Source organism: Streptosporangium sp. H13245, assembly GCF_055690525.1.
Window position 1 is genome coordinate 25,098 of sequence record NZ_JBSZKT010000031.1, and the last position, 17,070, is coordinate 42,167.

16 protein-coding genes are annotated in these 17,070 nt (G+C 73.1%); 10 read left to right on the top strand and 6 right to left on the bottom strand.

The annotated features are described in order from the left end of the window. The first annotated feature begins 98 nt into the window (after nucleotides 1-98). The 4 genes from ACW9TB_RS30430 (at nucleotide 99) to plsX (ending at nucleotide 3,682) form a co-directional block, all read left to right on the top strand. Nucleotides 99-221, top strand: a complete 123-nt coding sequence (locus tag ACW9TB_RS30430; RefSeq protein WP_472751524.1) for a hypothetical protein — start codon at nucleotides 99-101, stop codon at nucleotides 219-221. Next, the gene (gene crtI / locus ACW9TB_RS30435) at nucleotides 218-1,678 is read left to right on the top strand and encodes a phytoene desaturase family protein (RefSeq protein ID WP_472751525.1); all 1,461 of its coding nucleotides are present in this window, start codon (nucleotides 218-220) and stop codon (nucleotides 1,676-1,678) included. The genes ACW9TB_RS30430 and crtI overlap by 4 nt, the downstream gene beginning before the upstream one ends. Continuing rightward, the gene (locus ACW9TB_RS30440; protein ID WP_472751526.1) at nucleotides 1,675-2,574 is read left to right on the top strand and encodes a phytoene/squalene synthase family protein; all 900 of its coding nucleotides are present in this window, start codon (nucleotides 1,675-1,677) and stop codon (nucleotides 2,572-2,574) included. Before crtI ends, ACW9TB_RS30440 begins: the two co-directional genes overlap by 4 nt. 136 nt (nucleotides 2,575-2,710) lie before the next feature. After that, nucleotides 2,711-3,682 (top strand): phosphate acyltransferase PlsX, encoded by a 972-nt coding sequence (gene plsX, locus ACW9TB_RS30445; RefSeq protein ID WP_472751527.1) that lies wholly within the window; start codon nucleotides 2,711-2,713, stop codon nucleotides 3,680-3,682. A 115-nt stretch (nucleotides 3,683-3,797) separates the two neighbouring features. Here the strand turns inward: plsX and ACW9TB_RS30450 are convergent, their stop codons facing one another. Beyond that, nucleotides 3,798-4,505, bottom strand: a complete 708-nt coding sequence (locus ACW9TB_RS30450) for a spheroidene monooxygenase (protein ID WP_472751528.1) — start codon at nucleotides 4,503-4,505, stop codon at nucleotides 3,798-3,800. Between the two features lie 40 nt (nucleotides 4,506-4,545). Between ACW9TB_RS30450 and ACW9TB_RS30455 the strand changes: the two genes are divergently transcribed. After that, nucleotides 4,546-5,142 carry a glycerol-3-phosphate acyltransferase gene (locus tag ACW9TB_RS30455; protein WP_472751529.1) on the top strand — a complete coding sequence of 199 codons (597 nt, stop codon included), beginning with the start codon at nucleotides 4,546-4,548 and terminating at the stop codon, nucleotides 5,140-5,142. On the opposite strand, the gene ACW9TB_RS30460 is transcribed toward ACW9TB_RS30455, so the two are convergent. From ACW9TB_RS30460 to ACW9TB_RS30470, 3 genes are all read right to left on the bottom strand, one after another. Then, the gene (locus ACW9TB_RS30460) at nucleotides 5,093-6,316 is read right to left on the bottom strand and encodes a glycosyltransferase family 2 protein (protein WP_472751530.1); all 1,224 of its coding nucleotides are present in this window, start codon (nucleotides 6,314-6,316) and stop codon (nucleotides 5,093-5,095) included. The genes ACW9TB_RS30455 and ACW9TB_RS30460 overlap by 50 nt on opposite strands. Beyond that, complete coding sequence (locus tag ACW9TB_RS30465; protein ID WP_472751531.1) at nucleotides 6,313-7,770, bottom strand: phytoene desaturase family protein; 1,458 nt, start codon at nucleotides 7,768-7,770, stop codon at nucleotides 6,313-6,315. The genes ACW9TB_RS30460 and ACW9TB_RS30465 overlap by 4 nt, the downstream gene beginning before the upstream one ends. Nucleotides 7,771-7,876: 106 nt before the next feature. Beyond that, on the bottom strand, nucleotides 7,877-8,716 hold the full coding sequence (locus tag ACW9TB_RS30470) for a carotenoid biosynthesis protein (protein ID WP_472751532.1): 840 nt from the start codon (nucleotides 8,714-8,716) through the stop codon (nucleotides 7,877-7,879). Between the two features lie 372 nt (nucleotides 8,717-9,088). On the opposite strand from ACW9TB_RS30470, the gene ACW9TB_RS30475 reads away from it, so the two are divergent. Beyond that, a complete protein-coding gene (locus ACW9TB_RS30475) occupies nucleotides 9,089-9,832 on the top strand; it encodes a sulfite exporter TauE/SafE family protein (RefSeq protein WP_472751533.1) in 744 nt (247 codons plus the stop codon). Nucleotides 9,833-9,912: 80 nt separating this feature from the next. Here the strand turns inward: ACW9TB_RS30475 and ACW9TB_RS30480 are convergent, their stop codons facing one another. Together ACW9TB_RS30480 and ACW9TB_RS30485 are read right to left on the bottom strand one after the other, a co-directional pair. Then, nucleotides 9,913-10,464 carry a hypothetical protein gene (locus ACW9TB_RS30480; RefSeq protein WP_472751534.1) on the bottom strand — a complete coding sequence of 184 codons (552 nt, stop codon included), beginning with the start codon at nucleotides 10,462-10,464 and terminating at the stop codon, nucleotides 9,913-9,915. A 40-nt stretch (nucleotides 10,465-10,504) separates the two neighbouring features. Further along, nucleotides 10,505-11,614: a hypothetical protein gene (locus ACW9TB_RS30485; RefSeq protein ID WP_472751535.1), complete on the bottom strand. Its 1,110-nt coding sequence runs from the start codon at nucleotides 11,612-11,614 to the stop codon at nucleotides 10,505-10,507. 286 nt (nucleotides 11,615-11,900) lie between these two features. Between ACW9TB_RS30485 and ACW9TB_RS30490 the strand changes: the two genes are divergently transcribed. From ACW9TB_RS30490 to ACW9TB_RS30505, 4 genes are all read left to right on the top strand, one after another. Further along, the gene (locus ACW9TB_RS30490; RefSeq protein WP_472751536.1) at nucleotides 11,901-12,911 is read left to right on the top strand and encodes an ArsR/SmtB family transcription factor; all 1,011 of its coding nucleotides are present in this window, start codon (nucleotides 11,901-11,903) and stop codon (nucleotides 12,909-12,911) included. Nucleotides 12,912-13,064: 153 nt separating this feature from the next. Then, nucleotides 13,065-13,412, top strand: coding sequence for a bifunctional 3-phenylpropionate/cinnamic acid dioxygenase ferredoxin subunit (locus tag ACW9TB_RS30495; protein WP_472751537.1), 348 nt, complete (start codon nucleotides 13,065-13,067; stop codon nucleotides 13,410-13,412). Between the two features lie 164 nt (nucleotides 13,413-13,576). Next, a complete protein-coding gene (locus ACW9TB_RS30500) occupies nucleotides 13,577-14,707 on the top strand; it encodes an aromatic ring-hydroxylating oxygenase subunit alpha (RefSeq protein ID WP_472751538.1) in 1,131 nt (376 codons plus the stop codon). A gap of 51 nt (nucleotides 14,708-14,758) precedes the next feature. Beyond that, a complete protein-coding gene (locus ACW9TB_RS30505; RefSeq protein WP_472751539.1) occupies nucleotides 14,759-17,065 on the top strand; it encodes an FdhF/YdeP family oxidoreductase in 2,307 nt (768 codons plus the stop codon). The last annotated feature ends 5 nt before the right edge of the window (nucleotides 17,066-17,070 follow it).

Below are 17,070 nucleotides of genomic sequence, written 5' to 3' on the forward strand. Positions count from 1 at the left end.
GGCCGCCGTCGGCCGGGCCGTACACCTGCCGCCGGGCAAACGCATCCGGACGCGGTCTCGCTTGCGAAGTCACCCATGGACGCGAAGGAGTGATGCCCATGGCCGCCGTCACGCGCGAGACCGACCGGCCCGGTGAGCCGACGAGCCCCCAGCCCCCGCCCGCCCCCGGCGCGGACGGGCCGCAGGGGCAGGGGAGCCCGGTGGCGAGGAGGGGCGCGTGAGCCCGGTCGTGGTGATCGGCGCGGGCCTCGGCGGCCTGGCCGCCGCGGTCCGGCTCGCCGCCGCCGGGCGGGACGTCACGGTCGTGGAGGCGAACGACGTGCCGGGCGGCTGCTGCGGTACGGCCACCCTCGGCGCGTACCGCTTCGACACCGGCCCCTCGGTGCTGACCATGCCGGAGGTGCTGGCCGACGTCTTCGCCGCCGCCGGGGAGGACATGGAGAGCATGCTCCCGCTGCGGCGCCTGGACCCGTACTACCGGCTGCGCTACCACGACGGCTCCCACCTGGACGTGGTGGCCGGGGCGGACGCGATGGCCGATCGGGTGCGCGCGCTGAGCGGTGCCGCGGAGGCCGAGAGGTACCGGCGCTTCCGCGCCAGGCTCGGCGAGCTGTTCGACGCCGAGTGGCCCGCGTTCATCGACCGCGACATGACCCGGCTGCGCGCCCTCGCCAGGCCCCGCGTCCTGGCGCGGCTGGCGGCCCTGGGCGGCTTCCGCAGCCTGGACTCGCTCGTCAGGAGCCACCTCACCGACCACCGGCTGGTCAAGGCGCACACCTTCCAGGCCCTGTACGTGGGCCTGCCCCCCCGGCAGGCGCTCGGGATCTACGCGGTCATCGCTCACATGGACACCGTGGGCGGCGTCTTCTTCCCGCGCGACGGCGGGATGCACGCCATCCCGCTCGCCCTGGCCGCGCTGGCCGAGAAGGCGGGCGCGCAGATTCGGTACGGGGTGCGCGCCGTCCGGGTCGAGGCCGGGGCCTCCGGCGTCTCCGGGGTGAGGCTCGACACCGGGGAGCGCCTGGCGGCGGGGAACGTCGTGGTCGCCTGCGACCTGTCGCGCGCCCACACCGGGCTGCTCCCGAAGGGCGCGGGCGACTGGCGGCTCCGCCGACCCCGCTACTCGCCCTCCTGCCTGGTCCTGCACTTCGGCCTCGACCGGCGCCTGGCCGGGCAGGCGCACCACACGCTGCACTTCGGCAGGGAGTGGGACGCCACCTTCGCCGCGTTGCGGGCCGGACGGCCGCAGCCCGACCCGAACCTGCTCGTCACCTACCCCGAGTCCGACACCGGTGCCGCGCCGCCCGGCCACGCCACCCTCACCGTGCTGGAACCCACCGCCAACCTGCGCGGCGGCGCCGACTGGGACCGGCTCACCCCCCGGCTGGAGGACCGGCTGCTCGGCAGGCTCGCCGACCTCGGCTACGGCGACCTGTCCTCCGCGCCGAGGCTCACCCTCGACCCGCCCGCCTGGGCGCGGCTCGGCCACACGGCCGGTACCCCGTTCGCCCTGGACCACCGCTTCACCCAGACGGCCTGGTTCCGGCCCGCGGGCGCGGCCAGGCGCGTCCCGGGACTGCACTTCGCCGGGATGTACACCGCGCCGGGGGTGGGGGTGCCGCCGGTGCTGATCTCCGGCAGGCTCGCCGCGGAACGCGTACTGGAGACCTCCCGATGACCCTGACCGCCAGTTACGAACTCTGCCGCAGGCTCAACGCCCGTCACGGCCGCTCCTACTACCTGGCGACCCTGCTGCTGCCCGCCTGGAAGCGCCCGCACGTGCACGCCCTGTACGGCTTCGCGCGCTACGCCGACGAGATCGTGGACTCCTTCACGATGACCGGCGACAGGGCGCGGGCGCTCGACGGCCTGGCCGCCCGGCTGGCCGCCACCCTGGCGGGCGAGACCACCGGCGACCCGGTGCTTCCCGCGTTCGCGCAGACCGTGCGCTCCTTCGGGGTCGACCACGGTGACATCGACGCGTTCCTGCGCTCGATGCGGTCCGATCTGACCGTCACCCGCTACGCGACCTACGACGACCTGCTCGCGTACATGGAGGGCTCGGCCGCGGTGATCGGCACCATGATGCTGCCCGTCCTCGAACCGCTGCCCGGCATGGAGCGGAAGGCCCGCGAACCGGCCCGCCAGCTGGGGCTGGCCTTCCAGCTGACCAACTTCCTGCGCGACGTCGCCGAGGACCTGGAACGCGGCCGGGTCTACCTCCCGCTGGAGGACCTGGACCGGTTCGGGGTGAAGGTGGCCGACCTGGGGCGCGGCACCGCCACCCCGGCCCTGCGCGAGCTGCTGGCCTTCCAGACCCGGCGGGCCAGGAACCACTACGCGCGGGCCACCGAGGGCATCGGCCTGCTCACCCCCTCCTCCCGGCCGTGTGTCCGCGCGGCCTTCCAGCTGTACGGAGGCATCCTCGACCGGATCGAGGCCGCCCGCTACGACGTCCTTCGCGCGAGGGCCGTCGTGCCCCGGCGGCGGCGACTGGCGATCTTCGCGCGGCACCTGCTCGCGGCGTCCGCGGCCGACCGCGCCGAACGCCGCCCGATCGCCGAGCTCCCTTGAACCGGCCGGGCGGACGGGGCGTACGGGCATCCGGAGCCGGGGTGTCCAGTGTGGAGCCGTCGGGTGGCGGACCGCCGAGGCCGTTCCGCGCTGCCGCTGCCGCTGTTGTTGTCGTTGCTGTCGTCAGGAGGGTGTGATGTCGGAGCCTGTGGTCGTCGACGCGATGGGCGGAGACCACGGACCGGTCGAGACGGTCGCCGGGGCGGTCGCGGCCCGGCGCGAGCTGGGGATCCCCGTGGTGCTGGTGGGCAGGGCGGGGACCATCCGCGCCGAGCTCGACCGCCACGGCGCCGTCGCCGAGATCGGCGTGGTGCACGCGGAGGACGTCGTCCCGATGACCGAGCGGGGCGCGGGAGCGGTCTCCTCCACCACGACCAGCCTGACGGTCGGCTGCGACCTCGTACGGCGGGGAGCGGCGTCGGCCTTCGTGTCGGCCGGGTCCACGGGCGCGGTCGTCTCGTGTGCCATCCGCGGCATCGGCCGCGCCACGGGTGTCCTGCGGCCCGCCCTGGCGATCGCGCTGCCCTCGGTCACCGGCGGCGCCACCGTGCTGATCGACGCGGGGGCGACCTCCGACCCCACCCCGGAGATGATCGCCCAGTTCGCGCTGCTCGGCGTCTCCTACGCGCAGCTCGTGCTCGGCGTCGCCGACCCGTCGGTGGGCCTGCTGTCGATCGGCTCGGAACCGGGCAAGGGCAACCGGCTGACCCGCAGGGCCGGTGAGCTGCTTCCCGGGCTGCCGTTCCGCTTCCACGGCAACGTGGAGGGCCACGACGTGCTCGCGGGCACCGTCGACGTGATCGTCACCGACGGCTTCACCGGCAACGTGGTGCTCAAGAACGTCGAGGGTTCCGTACGGGCCGCGCTGACGCTGGTGGCGCGTTCGGGGGTCGCCGGGGCCGGGGAGCTTCGGGAGGTGGCCCGCCGCTACGACCCCGAGACCCACGGCGGGGCGGCGCTGCTCGGGCTGGGCGGCACCGTCGTCGTCGCGCACGGCTCCTCGCGGGCGGCGACGATCGCCCGCGCCTGCGCGGTGGCGCACGACCTCGCCGAGGGCGGGGTCGTCACCCGCTTCGGGGACCACCTCACCGCGGAACCCGTCCGTTGAGCGGGCACGGGCGGCCGGTCTCGCGTTCCCGGTGCTCGCGCCTGCCGAGCGGGTGTGAGGGCGCGTTCACGCTCGCGGTTCCGGTCCGTTGAGCGGGTACGGGGACCGGGGCGGGTCAGGCCAGGGGGTCGACGCCGTCCCAGGTGCCCTCGCTGGCGTAGGGGGAGAACCGGGCGAACAGCTCCTCGGAGTACCAGTTCTCCGCGCGTGTCCTGCCGATCACCCGCCGGTGCGCCCGCCCCCGGTAGGCGAAGGCCCGCAGCGCGGCGGCGTCGCGCCACAGCGAGAACGTGCCCTGCCTGGCCAGCGGCCACTCGCCGACGCCGACCGAGGCCAGGCGGCCTTCCTGCTCCGCCAGGAGGCGGTCCACCTCGGGGACCGAGCGGTAGAACGCCACCAGGCGGGAGGGCCGGACCGACGCGCGGGTCAGTACGGCGACGGGACCACCGGGACCGGGCCCCCGGCCGTCCCCCCGGAGGGTGCCGGACGGGTCCACTACCGGTCCGGCGGGCCCGAGTGGTTCCGCGCCGTTCTCCCGGAGGGGGCCGAACGGGTCCACCCCGTTCCACCTGCCGCGCGAGGCGATGGGGGTCAGCCGTACCTGCCAGGACTCCCGTGCCTCATTCCGCCAGCGCGCCGCCACCGGGGAGCCGTCCAGGAAGCGGTCCAGGGCCCGCTCGTCGCGCCACACCGCGAGCAGGGCCCAGCGGCGCAGGTCCGCGCCGATGCCCGTCGAGGCCCCTCGGCCGGAGCCGAGCAGCCGCCAGAACACCAGCCCCGGCGTGCTCCCCAGCACCGGCCGGTCGAACGCCATGTGACGCATGGACCCCCGGTCCGCGTACCTCGTGAGATGGAAGGAAACGATGGTTCCCCTGCTCGTCTCGGTCATCGGCGGCTACCTTCTCGGATCCGTGCCGGTCGCCGTGTTGGTCGCCCGCGCGTACGGGTTCGACCCCCGCGAGGTCGGCGACCGCAACCCCGGCTTCTGGAACGTCAGGCGGCGGCTCGGCTGGCGGGCCGCCGTGCCGGTCTTCGCGGGGGACATGCTCAAGGGCACGTTCGCGGGGCTGCTCGGCCTGTGGGTCAGCGGCACGCACCTCACCTGGCCAGGCGGGGTGACCGGCGGCAGCGCGGTGCCGGTGTACCTGGCGGTGGCCGCCGCGATGACCGGGCACGCCTGGCCGGTCTTCGCCGGGTTCAGGGGCGGCCGGTCGATCCTCACCTTCGCGGGCGGCTTCGCCGTCATCTGCCCGCCCGGCTTCCTGCTCGGGGTGGCCGCCCTGGTCGCGGTCGCGACGGTGACACGGTCCTTCGCGATCGGGGCGCGCGTCGGCGTCTTCGGCATCCCGCTGTTCCAGTTGCTCTTCGCACCGGTCGCGTACGTGGCCGGGACCGGGCTGCTCATGTGCCTCATCGGGCTGCGTTTCGGTCAGGCGGCGCGGAGCGCCCGTCCGTCGTGACCTGGCCGGACCCCGGGTCCGTCGCCTCCCGGTCCGGTCGCGCGGACGTCATGACCGGTCCGGGCCGCGCGTCCGCCGTGGCCGGTCCGGGTCGCGCGTCCGTCGTGGTCGCCGGGTAGGTCCGGCCCCGCCAGTGCCGCACCGGGCGCAGCGTGGCCAGCGTCAGCCGCAGGGCCGCCAGCGGGTCCAGCAGCGGGGAGAGCAGCACGCCAGGACCCGGCCGTGTGTAGCTGCCGCGCAGCGCACCGGCCAGCAGCAGCCGTACCGACAGCAGGCCCAGGTCGAGCCGGGTGGGACGGCCGGTCACCAGCCGCAGCACCGGCAGCGCGGCGGCCAGCCAGACCACGGCCAGGTCGGCGGCCTGCCAGCCGGGCCCGGTGACGTCGCGCAGCGACAGCGACCGCCCCCACTCCCGCCACACCCCGGCGGCCGAGTCGTGCATGTCGACCTCCAGGAGCCCCCCGGCGTCCAGGAACCCCACGGCCCACCCGTCCGCCGCCAGGGTCCTGGCCAGCGCCACGTCGTCGGCCAGGTTCCCGCGTACCCGCGCGAACCCCCGGGCGTCCAGCATCGCCGTACGGCGGAAGGCCGTGCACTGGCCGTTGGCCATCGTGCGGTGCGGGGGCGGGGGAGCGGACGGCCCGATCGGGCCGAAGCGGTAGACCAGCGTCGCCAGGAACGAGGCGTGCAGCGCCTGCTCGGCCGTCCCCTCGCACACGAACCTGGGACCCGCGCTCACCAGGTCGTACTCCTCCAGGGCCGCCGCGAGCGCGCCGAACAGCCCCGGCGCGGGCCGGGCGTCCGCGTCCAGGGTCACCACGACGTCACCCCCCGCCGCCTCGACCCCCTGCCTCAGCGCCCACTGCTTGCCCACCCAGCCCTCGGGGAGCGGCGCCCCCCGGACGACCTTCGCGCCGAGCCCGGACGCCAGCCGTGCCGTGCCGTCGCGCGACTCGTCGTCGACGACGACGACCTCCGCGACGTCCGGATCGGCGAGCGCCGCCGCCAGACACGGGCCGAGACGGGCCTCCTCGTCGCGGGCGGGGATCACCACCGAGACGCGCGGCGGCGCCGTCCCGGCGGGTGTCAGCGCGGGCAGGCGGTTCCTGCCCCTGGCCAGCCGCACCGCCACGGCCAGCGCGGCGGCGGCCTGCAGGGCGGTCAGGAGTCTCATCGCCGCGCCTCCTTCACGGTGGTTCGCGCGGGGAAGTCCTCCCGTACGAGCGAGGCGACGATGCGGGCGCCCATCGCGACCAGCGGCAGCCCGCCGCCGGGGTGTACCGAACCGCCCACCAGGTACAGGCCGTGCCGAGGACCCCGGTTGCCGGGGCGGCGGAAGGGCGCGAGCCTGCCGGAGTAGGCGCCGCCGTAGATCGAGCCGCCCCACGCGCCGTACCGGTCGCGCAGGTCGGCGGGGGTGAACAGGTCCACGAAGCGCAGCCGCCCCGACAGGTCGTGCCCCCTGGAGGCCAGGCGGTCGAGCACCAGGTCCCGGTACGCCTCGGGGGACATCGGCCACCGGCCGGGGTCACGGGCCGGGACGTTGACCAGCATCACCCAGTTCTCCGTGCCCGGCGGGGCCTGCGACGGATCGTCCACGACCGAGCGGCCGATGTAGACGGTCGGGTCCTCGGGCGGCCTGCGCCGCCGGAAGATGTCGCCGAACTCCCGTTCGTAGTCGCCGGAGAAGACGACCGAGTGGTGCGCCGCCCCCTCTGTCCTGCCCTCCACCCCGGCCAGCAGCAGGAACGCCGAGGAGGAGGTGCCGAGCCCGGCGACGCGCCGCAGCCGCCGCCGGTCGGGCAGCAGCCACCCGTACAGCGCCGCCGCGTCGGTGTTGGCGACCACGACGTCGGCGCGCTCTCGCTCCCCCGAGGCGAGCCGTACCCCCCTGACCCGCTCGCCGTCGGCGAGCACCTGGGCCACCTCCGCGCCCAGGACGACCTCCACGCCCGCCTTCTCCAGCATCGGGGCCAGGGCGTCGGCGATGCGGGGAAGCCCTCCCCGGACGTACCAGCCGCCCTCGCCGTGCTCGATCGCCGGGACGCACCCCAGCGCGGCCGGGGCGCGGTACGGGCTGGAGCCCGCGTAGGTGGCGTAGCGGCCGACGTACTGGCGCAGGCGCGGGTCGGTGAAGAAGCGGCGGGCCAGGCCGTCGAGGGTCCGGGCCGGTGCCACCGCGAGCAGGTCCGACAGGCGGGCCTCGGTGGGCGGCCGGGTGAGCGGCCCGGCGAAGAAGGTGCGGCGCGAGGCGTCGAAGCAGCCCCGCGCCCAGTCGTGGAAGGCCAGCCAGGCACGGCCCTCACCGGGTGCGAGCCGCTCCACCTCGGCGGCCATCCGGGCCGGGTCGCGGTACGCCGCCAGCGTCGAGCCGTCGGCGAAGCGGTAGCGGCACAGCTCGTCGAGCTCCATGAGGTCGAGTTCCAGCCCGAGATCGGTGAGGACGCCGGGCAGGGTCAGCAGGGAGGGGCCGACGGAGAAGGTGAAGCCGTCCCTGGTGTGCTCGGCGAGCTTGCCGCCCAGCCGGGGGAGCCGCTCGTACAGGCGTACCCGATGCCCCTGCCCGGCCAGCAGCAGGGCGGAGACCATGCCCCCGACGCCGCCGCCTATCACCACTACCTCGGGCATCCGGGTCCCCTTTTGGTGGGCGAAGTCATCGGTGTCATGCTCGGCCTGTTTCGGGAGGCGGTTGCCGGTGTCACGTTCGGCTCGTTTCGGGAGGTGGTCGTCGGCGTCACGTTCGGCTCGCTTTGGGGGACGGTCGTCGGCGGCCATGTCGCCAGGCGAGCAGGGTGAACAGCCCCATCGAGAGCCCACCGGCCGTGGCCACCAGCGGGTCCGGCGGGACGAAGACGGCCGCGAAGCCGACGGTCTCCATCACCGCCATCACCGTGTAGATCGACACCAGCCCGGCGCTCCACGTCGCGGGTTCGGCGAGTACGTGTTCCAGCAGCGCCATGACCAGCAGGGAGACGACGAACCAGCCCGCGAAGTTGCCGAGGGGAACCCCCCGGTAGGGGCCGGGGTCGTGCCAGACCCACAGGCCCAGCCGGATCATCTGCGGGTCCAGGAACAGGTCCCAGGCGGTGAGGGCCAGCGCCCCGGTGACGATCCGTACCGCCCGGCTCCCCGGTACGACGGCGGCGGCCACCGCGTGGGCCGCCAGCCCCATGCCACCCCACGCCAGCGCCACGATCACCGGCACCCCGCCGGGCGCGGGCTGGAGAACGCCGGTGTAGTGGTAGTCGCCGAACGGCACGCCCGTCCTGGTCCCGGCCCACTCGGCGGCGTACCCGGTCGCGACCACGGCGGTGAACGCCGCGACGGCCCTGGCGGGGGAGTGGGTCGCGGAGGCGAAGGCCAGCGCGCTCGCCGCCAGCAGCAGGACGACCACGCTGGTCAGCATGATCGGCCGGGGCTGCAGCCCCGAGGCGACCTGCGCGACGACCATCGCGGCCAGCAGTGCCGTACCGAGCACGCTCGCCACGCGTACGCGCGGTTCCCCGGGCGAGGGCCGCTCCCGCACCGCGCCGCGCCCGGGCCGTCCACTGATCACCTGATGGCTGTGCCCCATGGACGGTCATTCGATCGGCCGGGCGCGGTCAGATTCACTTTGACGTCACGATCTCCAGTGGGTCCCGGCCGGAGTCAGCACGAGGTGCGAACGAACGCGATGCCGAGTCTTCCGGGCTCACGACCTCCAGCGGGTCCCGCCGGAGTCGGTGCGAGGTGCGAACGAACGCGATGCCGAGTACTCCGCGTCCTCCGGGTTCACGATCTTCAGCGGGTCCCGCCGGAGCCGGTGCGAGGCGCGGACGAACGCGACGCCGGGCCCTCCGACCCCCTGATCGTGCCCTGAGCTGCTCCGGGTCACCCCGGGCGCGGTGCGCGGCGGAGCATGGGGCAGTGCGGTGTCACGCGGGGGCGTGTGATTGGCTGTGACCCCGTGGACGTCGCTGAGGTGCTTGGGCTGCTCGGGGCCGGGACACTCGCCGGGGTGGTCGGCACGGTGGTGAGCCTGGCGTCGATCGTCTCCTACCCGGCGCTGCTCGCGTTCGGCCTGCCGCCGCTGACCGCGAACGTCACGAACACGGTGGCGCTGACGTTCCACGGGGTGGGGGCGGCGTTCGGGTCGCGGCCCGAACTCGCCGGGCAGGGCGGCCGGGTCCTGCGGCTCGGCACGATGAGCCTGGTCGGCGGGGCGGTGGGGTCGGCGCTGCTGCTGATGACCCCTTCCGGCACGTTCGAGACGATCGCGCCGTGGCTGATCGCGGTCGCCTCGCTGCTGCTGGTCCGCGCGCCCGGTACATCGGGAGGGCTCGGCGACGAGAACGGGTGGAGGGCGCGCGCCGCGCTGTTCGGCGTCGCGGTCTACCTCGGATACTTCGGGGCCGCGGGCGGGATCCTCATGTTCGCGGTGCTCTCGGCCGTGCTCGACCAGACACCGGCCAGGGTCAACGCGATCAAGTCCGTCGTGTCCTCGCTGGCGAACGCGGTCGCCTCGGTCGGCTTCGCGCTCTTCGGCCCGGTGCAGTGGTCGGCGGTGGCGCCGCTCTCGCTGGGGTTCTTCCTGGGCGGCCTGCTCGGGCCACCGATCGCCCGCCGCCTGCCCGGCCGCGCGCTCCGGCTCGGCACCGCCGCCTGCGGGCTGCTCGTCGCGATCAAACTCGGCGCCGACGCCTACGTGTGAGCCGCTCCTGGAGAGCGGAGGCCACGCCGACGGGTACGCGGACGAGCGGGGCGTGCCGGGCACGCCCCGCTGTGGGGCTGTCAGAACGAACAGCTGTCAACCCACCTGTGGGAGGAGATCTGGTCGTTGGCGTTGGTCCCGTTGCTGAAGACCTCCCAGCCGAGTCCGAGGTTGCCCCAGGAGTCGCCGTTGCCGAGGCACATCGACGGCGGCTTGTGGAGAGGCTCCTTGTAGAACCGCACGTCGTCGAACTCGCCGGGGTAGCCGTTGTTGAACATCGACGAGGCGACGTTGTCGAACGAATGGCCCGTGGTCTTGCAGACGCCCGGTGAGTTGTTCCCCCCGGACCAGGCCTCGTCCCACAACCGGTGGTTGCCGAACCAGCCGCACCAGAGGCCGTTGTTGTCCCACATGGCGTCTCCCCAGACCCAGACGTAGCCGTCCGCCTGCTGCACACCGGCCCCGTCCGCCGTCTTCGGGGGGATGGGCACGCGCGCGGCCTCGCTCGGGACCGGTGACGCCGTGCTGGACGGAGCGGGCTTCGGCTGTGCCGCGTGGGCCGCCCCCGGCGTGCCCGCCAGGATCAGGCCCGCGGTGGCCAGACCGGCCAGGACCCCGATGGTTCTTCTCATGATTTCCCCTTTTCTTGTTGGTCGTCGGACTTCTTGTCGGTTACTGCGTTTCCTGTTGGTCACTGGGTTTCCGCTGGTCACCGAGGTGCTTCGCGGTCACGCCGGGCGTGGTGGACGGTTCGCGGGTCCGTCCGGCGGCGGTGATCCTGAGCGCCAGCGGGAGCGCGTCCCGGCGCATGCGCCGTTCGGCGGTGACGTCCGGCAGGTACCGCGCGGTCAGCTCGCGCTCGTACTTGTCGTCCAGCTCGCGCGCCACGGCCGAGAGGCCGCTCTGACCGGCGCAGACCGCCTCCGAGACCGCGGTGGCGACCTGCTTCTCCCGTGCCTTCCGTACGGCCGGGGATACCGGATCCGGCCTGGAGGACGTCGGCGAGACGTCGCTCCGCCGCTCGGCTGCCTTCCCCTCGGCCGGTCCCGGCGGCTCCTCCGCGAGGGTCTTCGCGCGCGCCATGCTCGGGTCGGCGTACGAGTGACCGCGCCCTCGCATGCACCCCGACCAGGCCGATACCGCGGCCGTGAAGCGCGGGTCCCGGAAGACCCTGGCCCTGCGGAGGTCGGTCAGGTTCTGTACCACCCTGGTGGCCCGGAACCACGTCGGCAGATCGCCGTACAGCCGTCCCGGCGCCTCCGAGGTGCAGCTCACCGCGCTTCTCCGGACGACGCCCCCCGCGGGGAGCCTGGCCTCCAGCTGGTCGGGCCCGCGTGTCGCGGCCCACTGCCCCGGTCCCGGCCCCGCGCCGTTCAGGGCGGCGAAGGCGGCTCTCCGGCGCTGCGCGGGCAGGCCGTCGAGATACCGGCGATTCGGGTTCTGACTCCGCAGCCGGTCGATCCGGTCGAGGATGTCGCCGCCGTAGCCGTGCCGCCGGGCCCAGCCGGGATCGTCCACCACGTAGGGGAAGTCGCGCTTCTCGGGGATCGAGTCCCGCCGCGTGACCCAGTACTCGAACCCGTGCCGCGCCATGCAGTCGCGGACGAGCAGCTGTTCGGCGTCCCAGAGCACGCGGGCCTCGTCGGCGGTCACCCTCGGCGGGAGATCGGCGGGCCCGGCCCGGGGAGCGGTGCCCGAGGCACTCCCGGCCCCGGCCGAGCAGGCCGCGAGCGCCAGGAGACCGGCGGTGGCCATCAAATGCCGCGCGGTGGCCAACGGCAATGAGAGCACAATGGAGCGAAATCTCATTTTGGCATGGTCCTTTACTGCAGCCCGTGACGGTTCGACCGCGTCGTGAAAGCGCTTTTTCCGAGCCCCCGTAATGGCTGGTGAAGCTGCCGCGTCGCCGTCCGTAGAATTCCGTAGAATTCAGTGTGTTGTACGGGGAAGTGACGTCGCCACGCCTTTAAGGGGTGGTTGAAAGGCTCTGTTCAGGGCCGCGCCGCCATGTGGGAATTCCGTGGCGGCGGCGGTCCGATGACCCACGGGGAAAATCGGGGGACAGCTGATGCTGCGCATCTACTTCACGAGCGACGACATGGCCCGGGTGAGGGTGGCGAGGGAACCCGATCCGATGTGGGAGATCCTGCTCAGCCTGCATCTGCTGAGGAAACCGGACGGCGCCGTCGTCTTCGGGCCCTGGAAGAAGGCCGTCCGGGCCGGTCTCAGCCCGCTGACGCGCATGCTCTTCGATCTCGCGCCACCGTGGGGGTACTCGCCCGACTTCCTCACCCCCGCCCCCGGCGGCGGCGAGCTGGAGCCGGGTATCGACGCGGTCGTGTCGACCCCGCGCCGCAGGCTGCGCGGCGACCTCGCGCGACTGGCGGCGGAGCGCCGTACCGCGCCGTGGACCCGCCTGCTGGCCGACTCCGACACCGCCACCGTGCATCGCCTGGGGGCCGGGCTCCGGACGTACTTCGACCTGGCGCTGCGGCCGCACTGGGGGCAGGTGCGAGCCGCCGTGGACGCGGATCGGGCCCTGCGGGCCCGCGCCGTGCTGAACGCCGGGTCGGTGGGACTGCTCGCCACGGTGCACCCGTCCATGAGCTGGGAGTCGCCCGTGCTCACCATGGTGAGCCGGTTCAACCGTGAGCTTCACCTGAACGGGCGGGGGCTGCTGTTGCTGCCGTCGTTCTTCTGCTGGCGGGACCCGATCACGCTCAGGGACCCCGAACTGCCGCCGGTCGTCGTCTACCCCGTCACCCGCGATCTCGGATGGCTCGGCCGCGCCGGTGACGAGGCCCACACCGGACGGCGCCCGCTGGAGATGCTGCTCGGACGCACCCGGGCGGCCGTGCTGGCCGCCGTGGCCGTCAACGCCTGCTCCACGTCCGAACTGGCCCGCAGGTTGTTCGTGTCACCGGCCGCGGTCTCCCAGCACGCCGGTGCGCTGCGTGACAGCGGGCTCATCCTGACGACCCGTCACCGGCAGAGCGTCTACCACAGCGCCACCCCTCTCGGCGTCGCGCTGCTCAACGGGCGTGACACCCTCCGCGTCGAGGCCTCGGAGACGCGCTGACCGTCCGCCGGGAACCCGGCGGCATCCGACGGCGAAACTCTGCGTGACCACGGGAAAGGTCCCGGTGTCGACCCTTGACATCGGGATTTCCTGGGGTCACGCTGTTGCGTATAGCGCTGCCTGTTCCGCTTTACGAAACTGGGGTTTGTTGCGATGATCCCTGCCTGTCCCCTCGCGGCCCTTCCGCCCGGTGAGGCCCACCGGCTCGACGTCGATCCGCCCATCGCCGTCTTCCACACCGAGGACGGCGAGATCTACGCCGTGGACGACACCTGCACCCACCAGGACGCCTCCCTCGCCGACGGGTGGCTGGAGGGCTGCGAGATCGAGTGCCCCCTGCACTCGTCGAGCTTCGACCTGCGGACGGGACGGCCGAGCTCCCCTCCCGCCAAGCTGCCCCTGCGCACCCACCGGGTGGTGGTCGAGGACGGCACCGTCTACGTCATTCCTTCGGAGGACCCCCCGAACCTGCCCCCCGGCGTCCGCGCGAGCACCGCCTGAAACGCGAGTCCCCCGCAAAACGTGGGCCCCGTGTAAAACGCGAGTACCGCGCAAGAAACGCGAACACCGCGCAAGAGCGTCGCGTAAAGAACCATCACGTAAAAATGCGCCGGGTAAAGCCGCGTAAAGCCGCCTGAAGACGTACCGCGTGAAGAGGAGCGATCGTGACCGCGAGAAGCCTGCCCCCCAGCGTGATCGCCACCCTGCCCGGCGGCTACTACACCGACGAGAACATCTTCGCCCTGGAGCAGGCCCGCGTCTTCGAGGCGATGTGGTTCTGCGTCGCCCGCGCGTCCGACCTCGGCAAACCCGGGGCCTTCAGGACCGTCCAGGTGGGCCGCGAGAGCGTCCTCGTCACCCGGGCCAGGGACGACTCGATCCGCGCCTTCCTCAACGTGTGCCGCCACCGGGGCGCGCGGATACGCACCGAGGAGTCCGGCGAGGTCAAGCGGTCCTTCCAGTGCCCGTACCACGCGTGGACCTACGACCTTGACGGCAGGCTGATCGCCGCGCCGAACCTCACCAGGATGCCCGACATCGACCGGGTGGAGTACGGGTTGATCAACGTGCACGTACGCGAGTGGATCGGGTACGTGTGGGTGTGCCTGGCCGACGAGCCGCCGTCGTTCGAGACGGACGTGATCGGCGAGGCGACGACCCGGCTGGGCGACGAGCGCTCCATCGAGAACTACGACATCGCCAACCTCCGGGTGGGCCGCAGGATCGTCTACGACGTGAAGGCCAACTGGAAGCTCATCGTCGAGAACTTCATGGAGTGCTACCACTGCGCCACCATCCACCCCGAGCTCACCGAGGTGCTGCCTGAGTTCGCCGACGGGTACGCGGCGCAGTCCTTCGTCGGGCACGGCGCGGAGTTCGGCGAGGAGATCCGGGGGTTCACCGTCGACGGCTCCGAGGGGGTGGACCGCATCCCGGGGGTCGGCGAGGACCAGGACCGCCGCTACTACGCGATCACCATCAAGCCGCAGGTCTTCGTCAACCTCGTGCCCGACCACGTGATCCTGCACCGGATGTTCCCGCTGGCGGCCGACCGGACGATCGTGGAGTGCGACTGGCTCTTCCTCGGCGACGTCGTGGACTCGGGCAGGGACCTCGGCCCGTCCGTCGAGCTCTTCCACCGCGTCAACGTGCAGGACTTCGAGGCCTGCGAACGCTGCCAGCCCGCGATGAACTCCCGGGCGTACGCTCAAGGTGGGGTCCTGGTGCCCAGCGAGCACCACATCGGGGCCTTCCACGACTGGGTGCTCGACAGGCTGGGGACCGGTCCCGGCTGAGCGCCTGTAGTGTGCGTTTCCAAAGGCGGCCGGTCGGAAGGAGGCGCGAGGATGGCCAGGAAGGCTCCGCGCGACGACGTGAACGAGGACGGCATCGAGGTCGGCCCGCCCAAGGAGTGGGCCGCGGGCATCCCGGGGGTGACCCGGTCGCTGCTCGCCGCGAACGCCCAGATGGGCGTCGGCCGCACCCTGCGTACCCTGGCCGTGGTCAACCAGAAGGAGGGCTTCGACTGCCCCGGTTGCGCCTGGCCCGAGGGCGGGCACCGCAGCCCCGCCGAGTTCTGCGAGAACGGCGCCAAGGCGGTGGCCGAGGAGGCCACCGTCCGCAGGGTCACCCGCGACTTCTTCGCCGGGCACACCGTGGACGACCTGGCCCGGCACACCGACTACTGGCTCGGCCAGCAGGGACGCCTCACCGAGCCGATGCACCGGCCCGAGGGCTCCGACCACTACGTGCCGGTGACCTGGGACGACGCGTTCGCGATCATCGCCCGTGAGCTGCGCGCCCTCGACAGCCCCGACGAGGCGCTGTTCTACACCTCCGGCCGCACCTCCAACGAGGCCGCGTTCGCGTACCAGCTGCTGGTACGCAGGTTCGGCACCAACAACCTGCCCGACTGCTCCAACATGTGCCACGAGTCCAGCGGCTCGGCGCTCAACGAGACCCTCGGCATCGGCAAGGGCACGGTCTCGCTGGAGGACCTCTACCAGGCCGACCTCGTCTTCGTGGTCGGCCAGAACCCCGGCACCAACCACCCGCGCATGCTGTCGGCGCTGGAGCGGGCCAAGCGCGGCGGCGCCAGGATCATCGCGGTCAACCCGCTGCCCGAGGCCGGGCTGCTGCGCTTCAAGAACCCGCAGCGGCCGTCCGGGCTGGTGGGCAAGGGCACCACGCTGGCCGACCGGTTCCTGCAGATCCGCCTCAACGGCGACCTCGCGCTCTTCCAGGCCATGTCGCTGCTCCTGCTCGAAGCCGAGGACGCCGCCCCCGGCACCGTGGTCGACCGCGCCTTCGTCGAGACCCACACCCACGGCTTCGAGAAGTGGGCCGAGGACCTGCGCTCCCTGGACTGGGCGGAGGTCGAGGAGGCGACCGGCCTGGACCGCCCGGCCGTCGAGGACGCCGTACGGGAGGTGCTCGGCGCGAAGTCGGTCATCGTCTGCTGGGCGATGGGGCTCACCCAGCACAAGAACTCCGTCGCCACCATCAGGGAGGTCGTCAACTTCCTGTTGCTGCGCGGCAACGTGGGCCGCCCGGGGGCGGGGGTGTGCCCGGTCCGCGGCCACTCCAACGTCCAGGGCGACCGCACCATGGGCATCTACGAGAAGCCGCCGACCTGGTTCCTCGACGCGCTGCGCGCCGAGTTCGGCTTCGAGCCGCCCCGCGACCACGGCTTCGACACCGTCGAGGCGATCCGCGCCCTGCGGTCGGAGCAGGCCAAGGTCTTCGTCGCGATGGGCGGCAACTTCGTGGCCGCCACCCCCGACACGGCGGTGACCGAGGAGGCGATGCGCCGGGCCCGGCTCACGGTGCAGGTCTCGACCAAGCTCAACCGCTCCCACGCGGTGTGCGGACGGGAGGCGCTCATCCTCCCCACCCTGGGACGCACCGAACGCGACGTCGCACGCGGTGGCCGCGCGGGCCGCTTCGTCACGGTCGAGGACTCCATGGGCCTGGTCCACGCCTCGCGGGGCAACCTGCCGCCCGCCTCCGGCGACCTGCTCTCCGAGGTGGAGATCGTCTGCCGCCTGGCGACGGAGCTGTTCGGCGCCGACCCGCACGTGCCCTGGGAGCGGTTCGCGGCCGACTACGACGTGATCCGCGACAGCATCTCCCGGGTGGTCCCCGGGTTCCACGACTTCAACCTGCGCGCCCGCCTCGCGGACGGCTTCGCGCTGCCCAACGCCCCCCGCGACGAGCGCCGCTTCCCGACCGCGACGGGAAAGGCCAACTTCACCGTCAACCACCTGGAGGTGCTGCGGGTCCCGCCGGGACGGCTGCTGCTCCAGACGGTACGCAGCCACGACCAGTACAACACCACGATCTACGGCATGGACGACCGCTACCGGGGCATCCGCAACGGCCGCCGGGTGGTCTTCGTCCACGCCGACGACCTGGCCGAACGGGGCCTCGCCGACGGCGACATGGTGGACCTGGTCAGCGAGTGGCCCGACGGGGAGCGCACGGCGGAGTCCTTCCGCGCGGTCGCCTACCCCACCGCCCGAGGCTGCTGCGCCGCCTACTTCCCCGAGACCAACGTGCTCGTCCCCCTCGACTCGGTCGCGGAGACCTCCAACACCCCAACCTCCAAGAGCATCGTGATCAGACTCGTCAAACGTGCCGCCGACGGCATCTGAGGCGC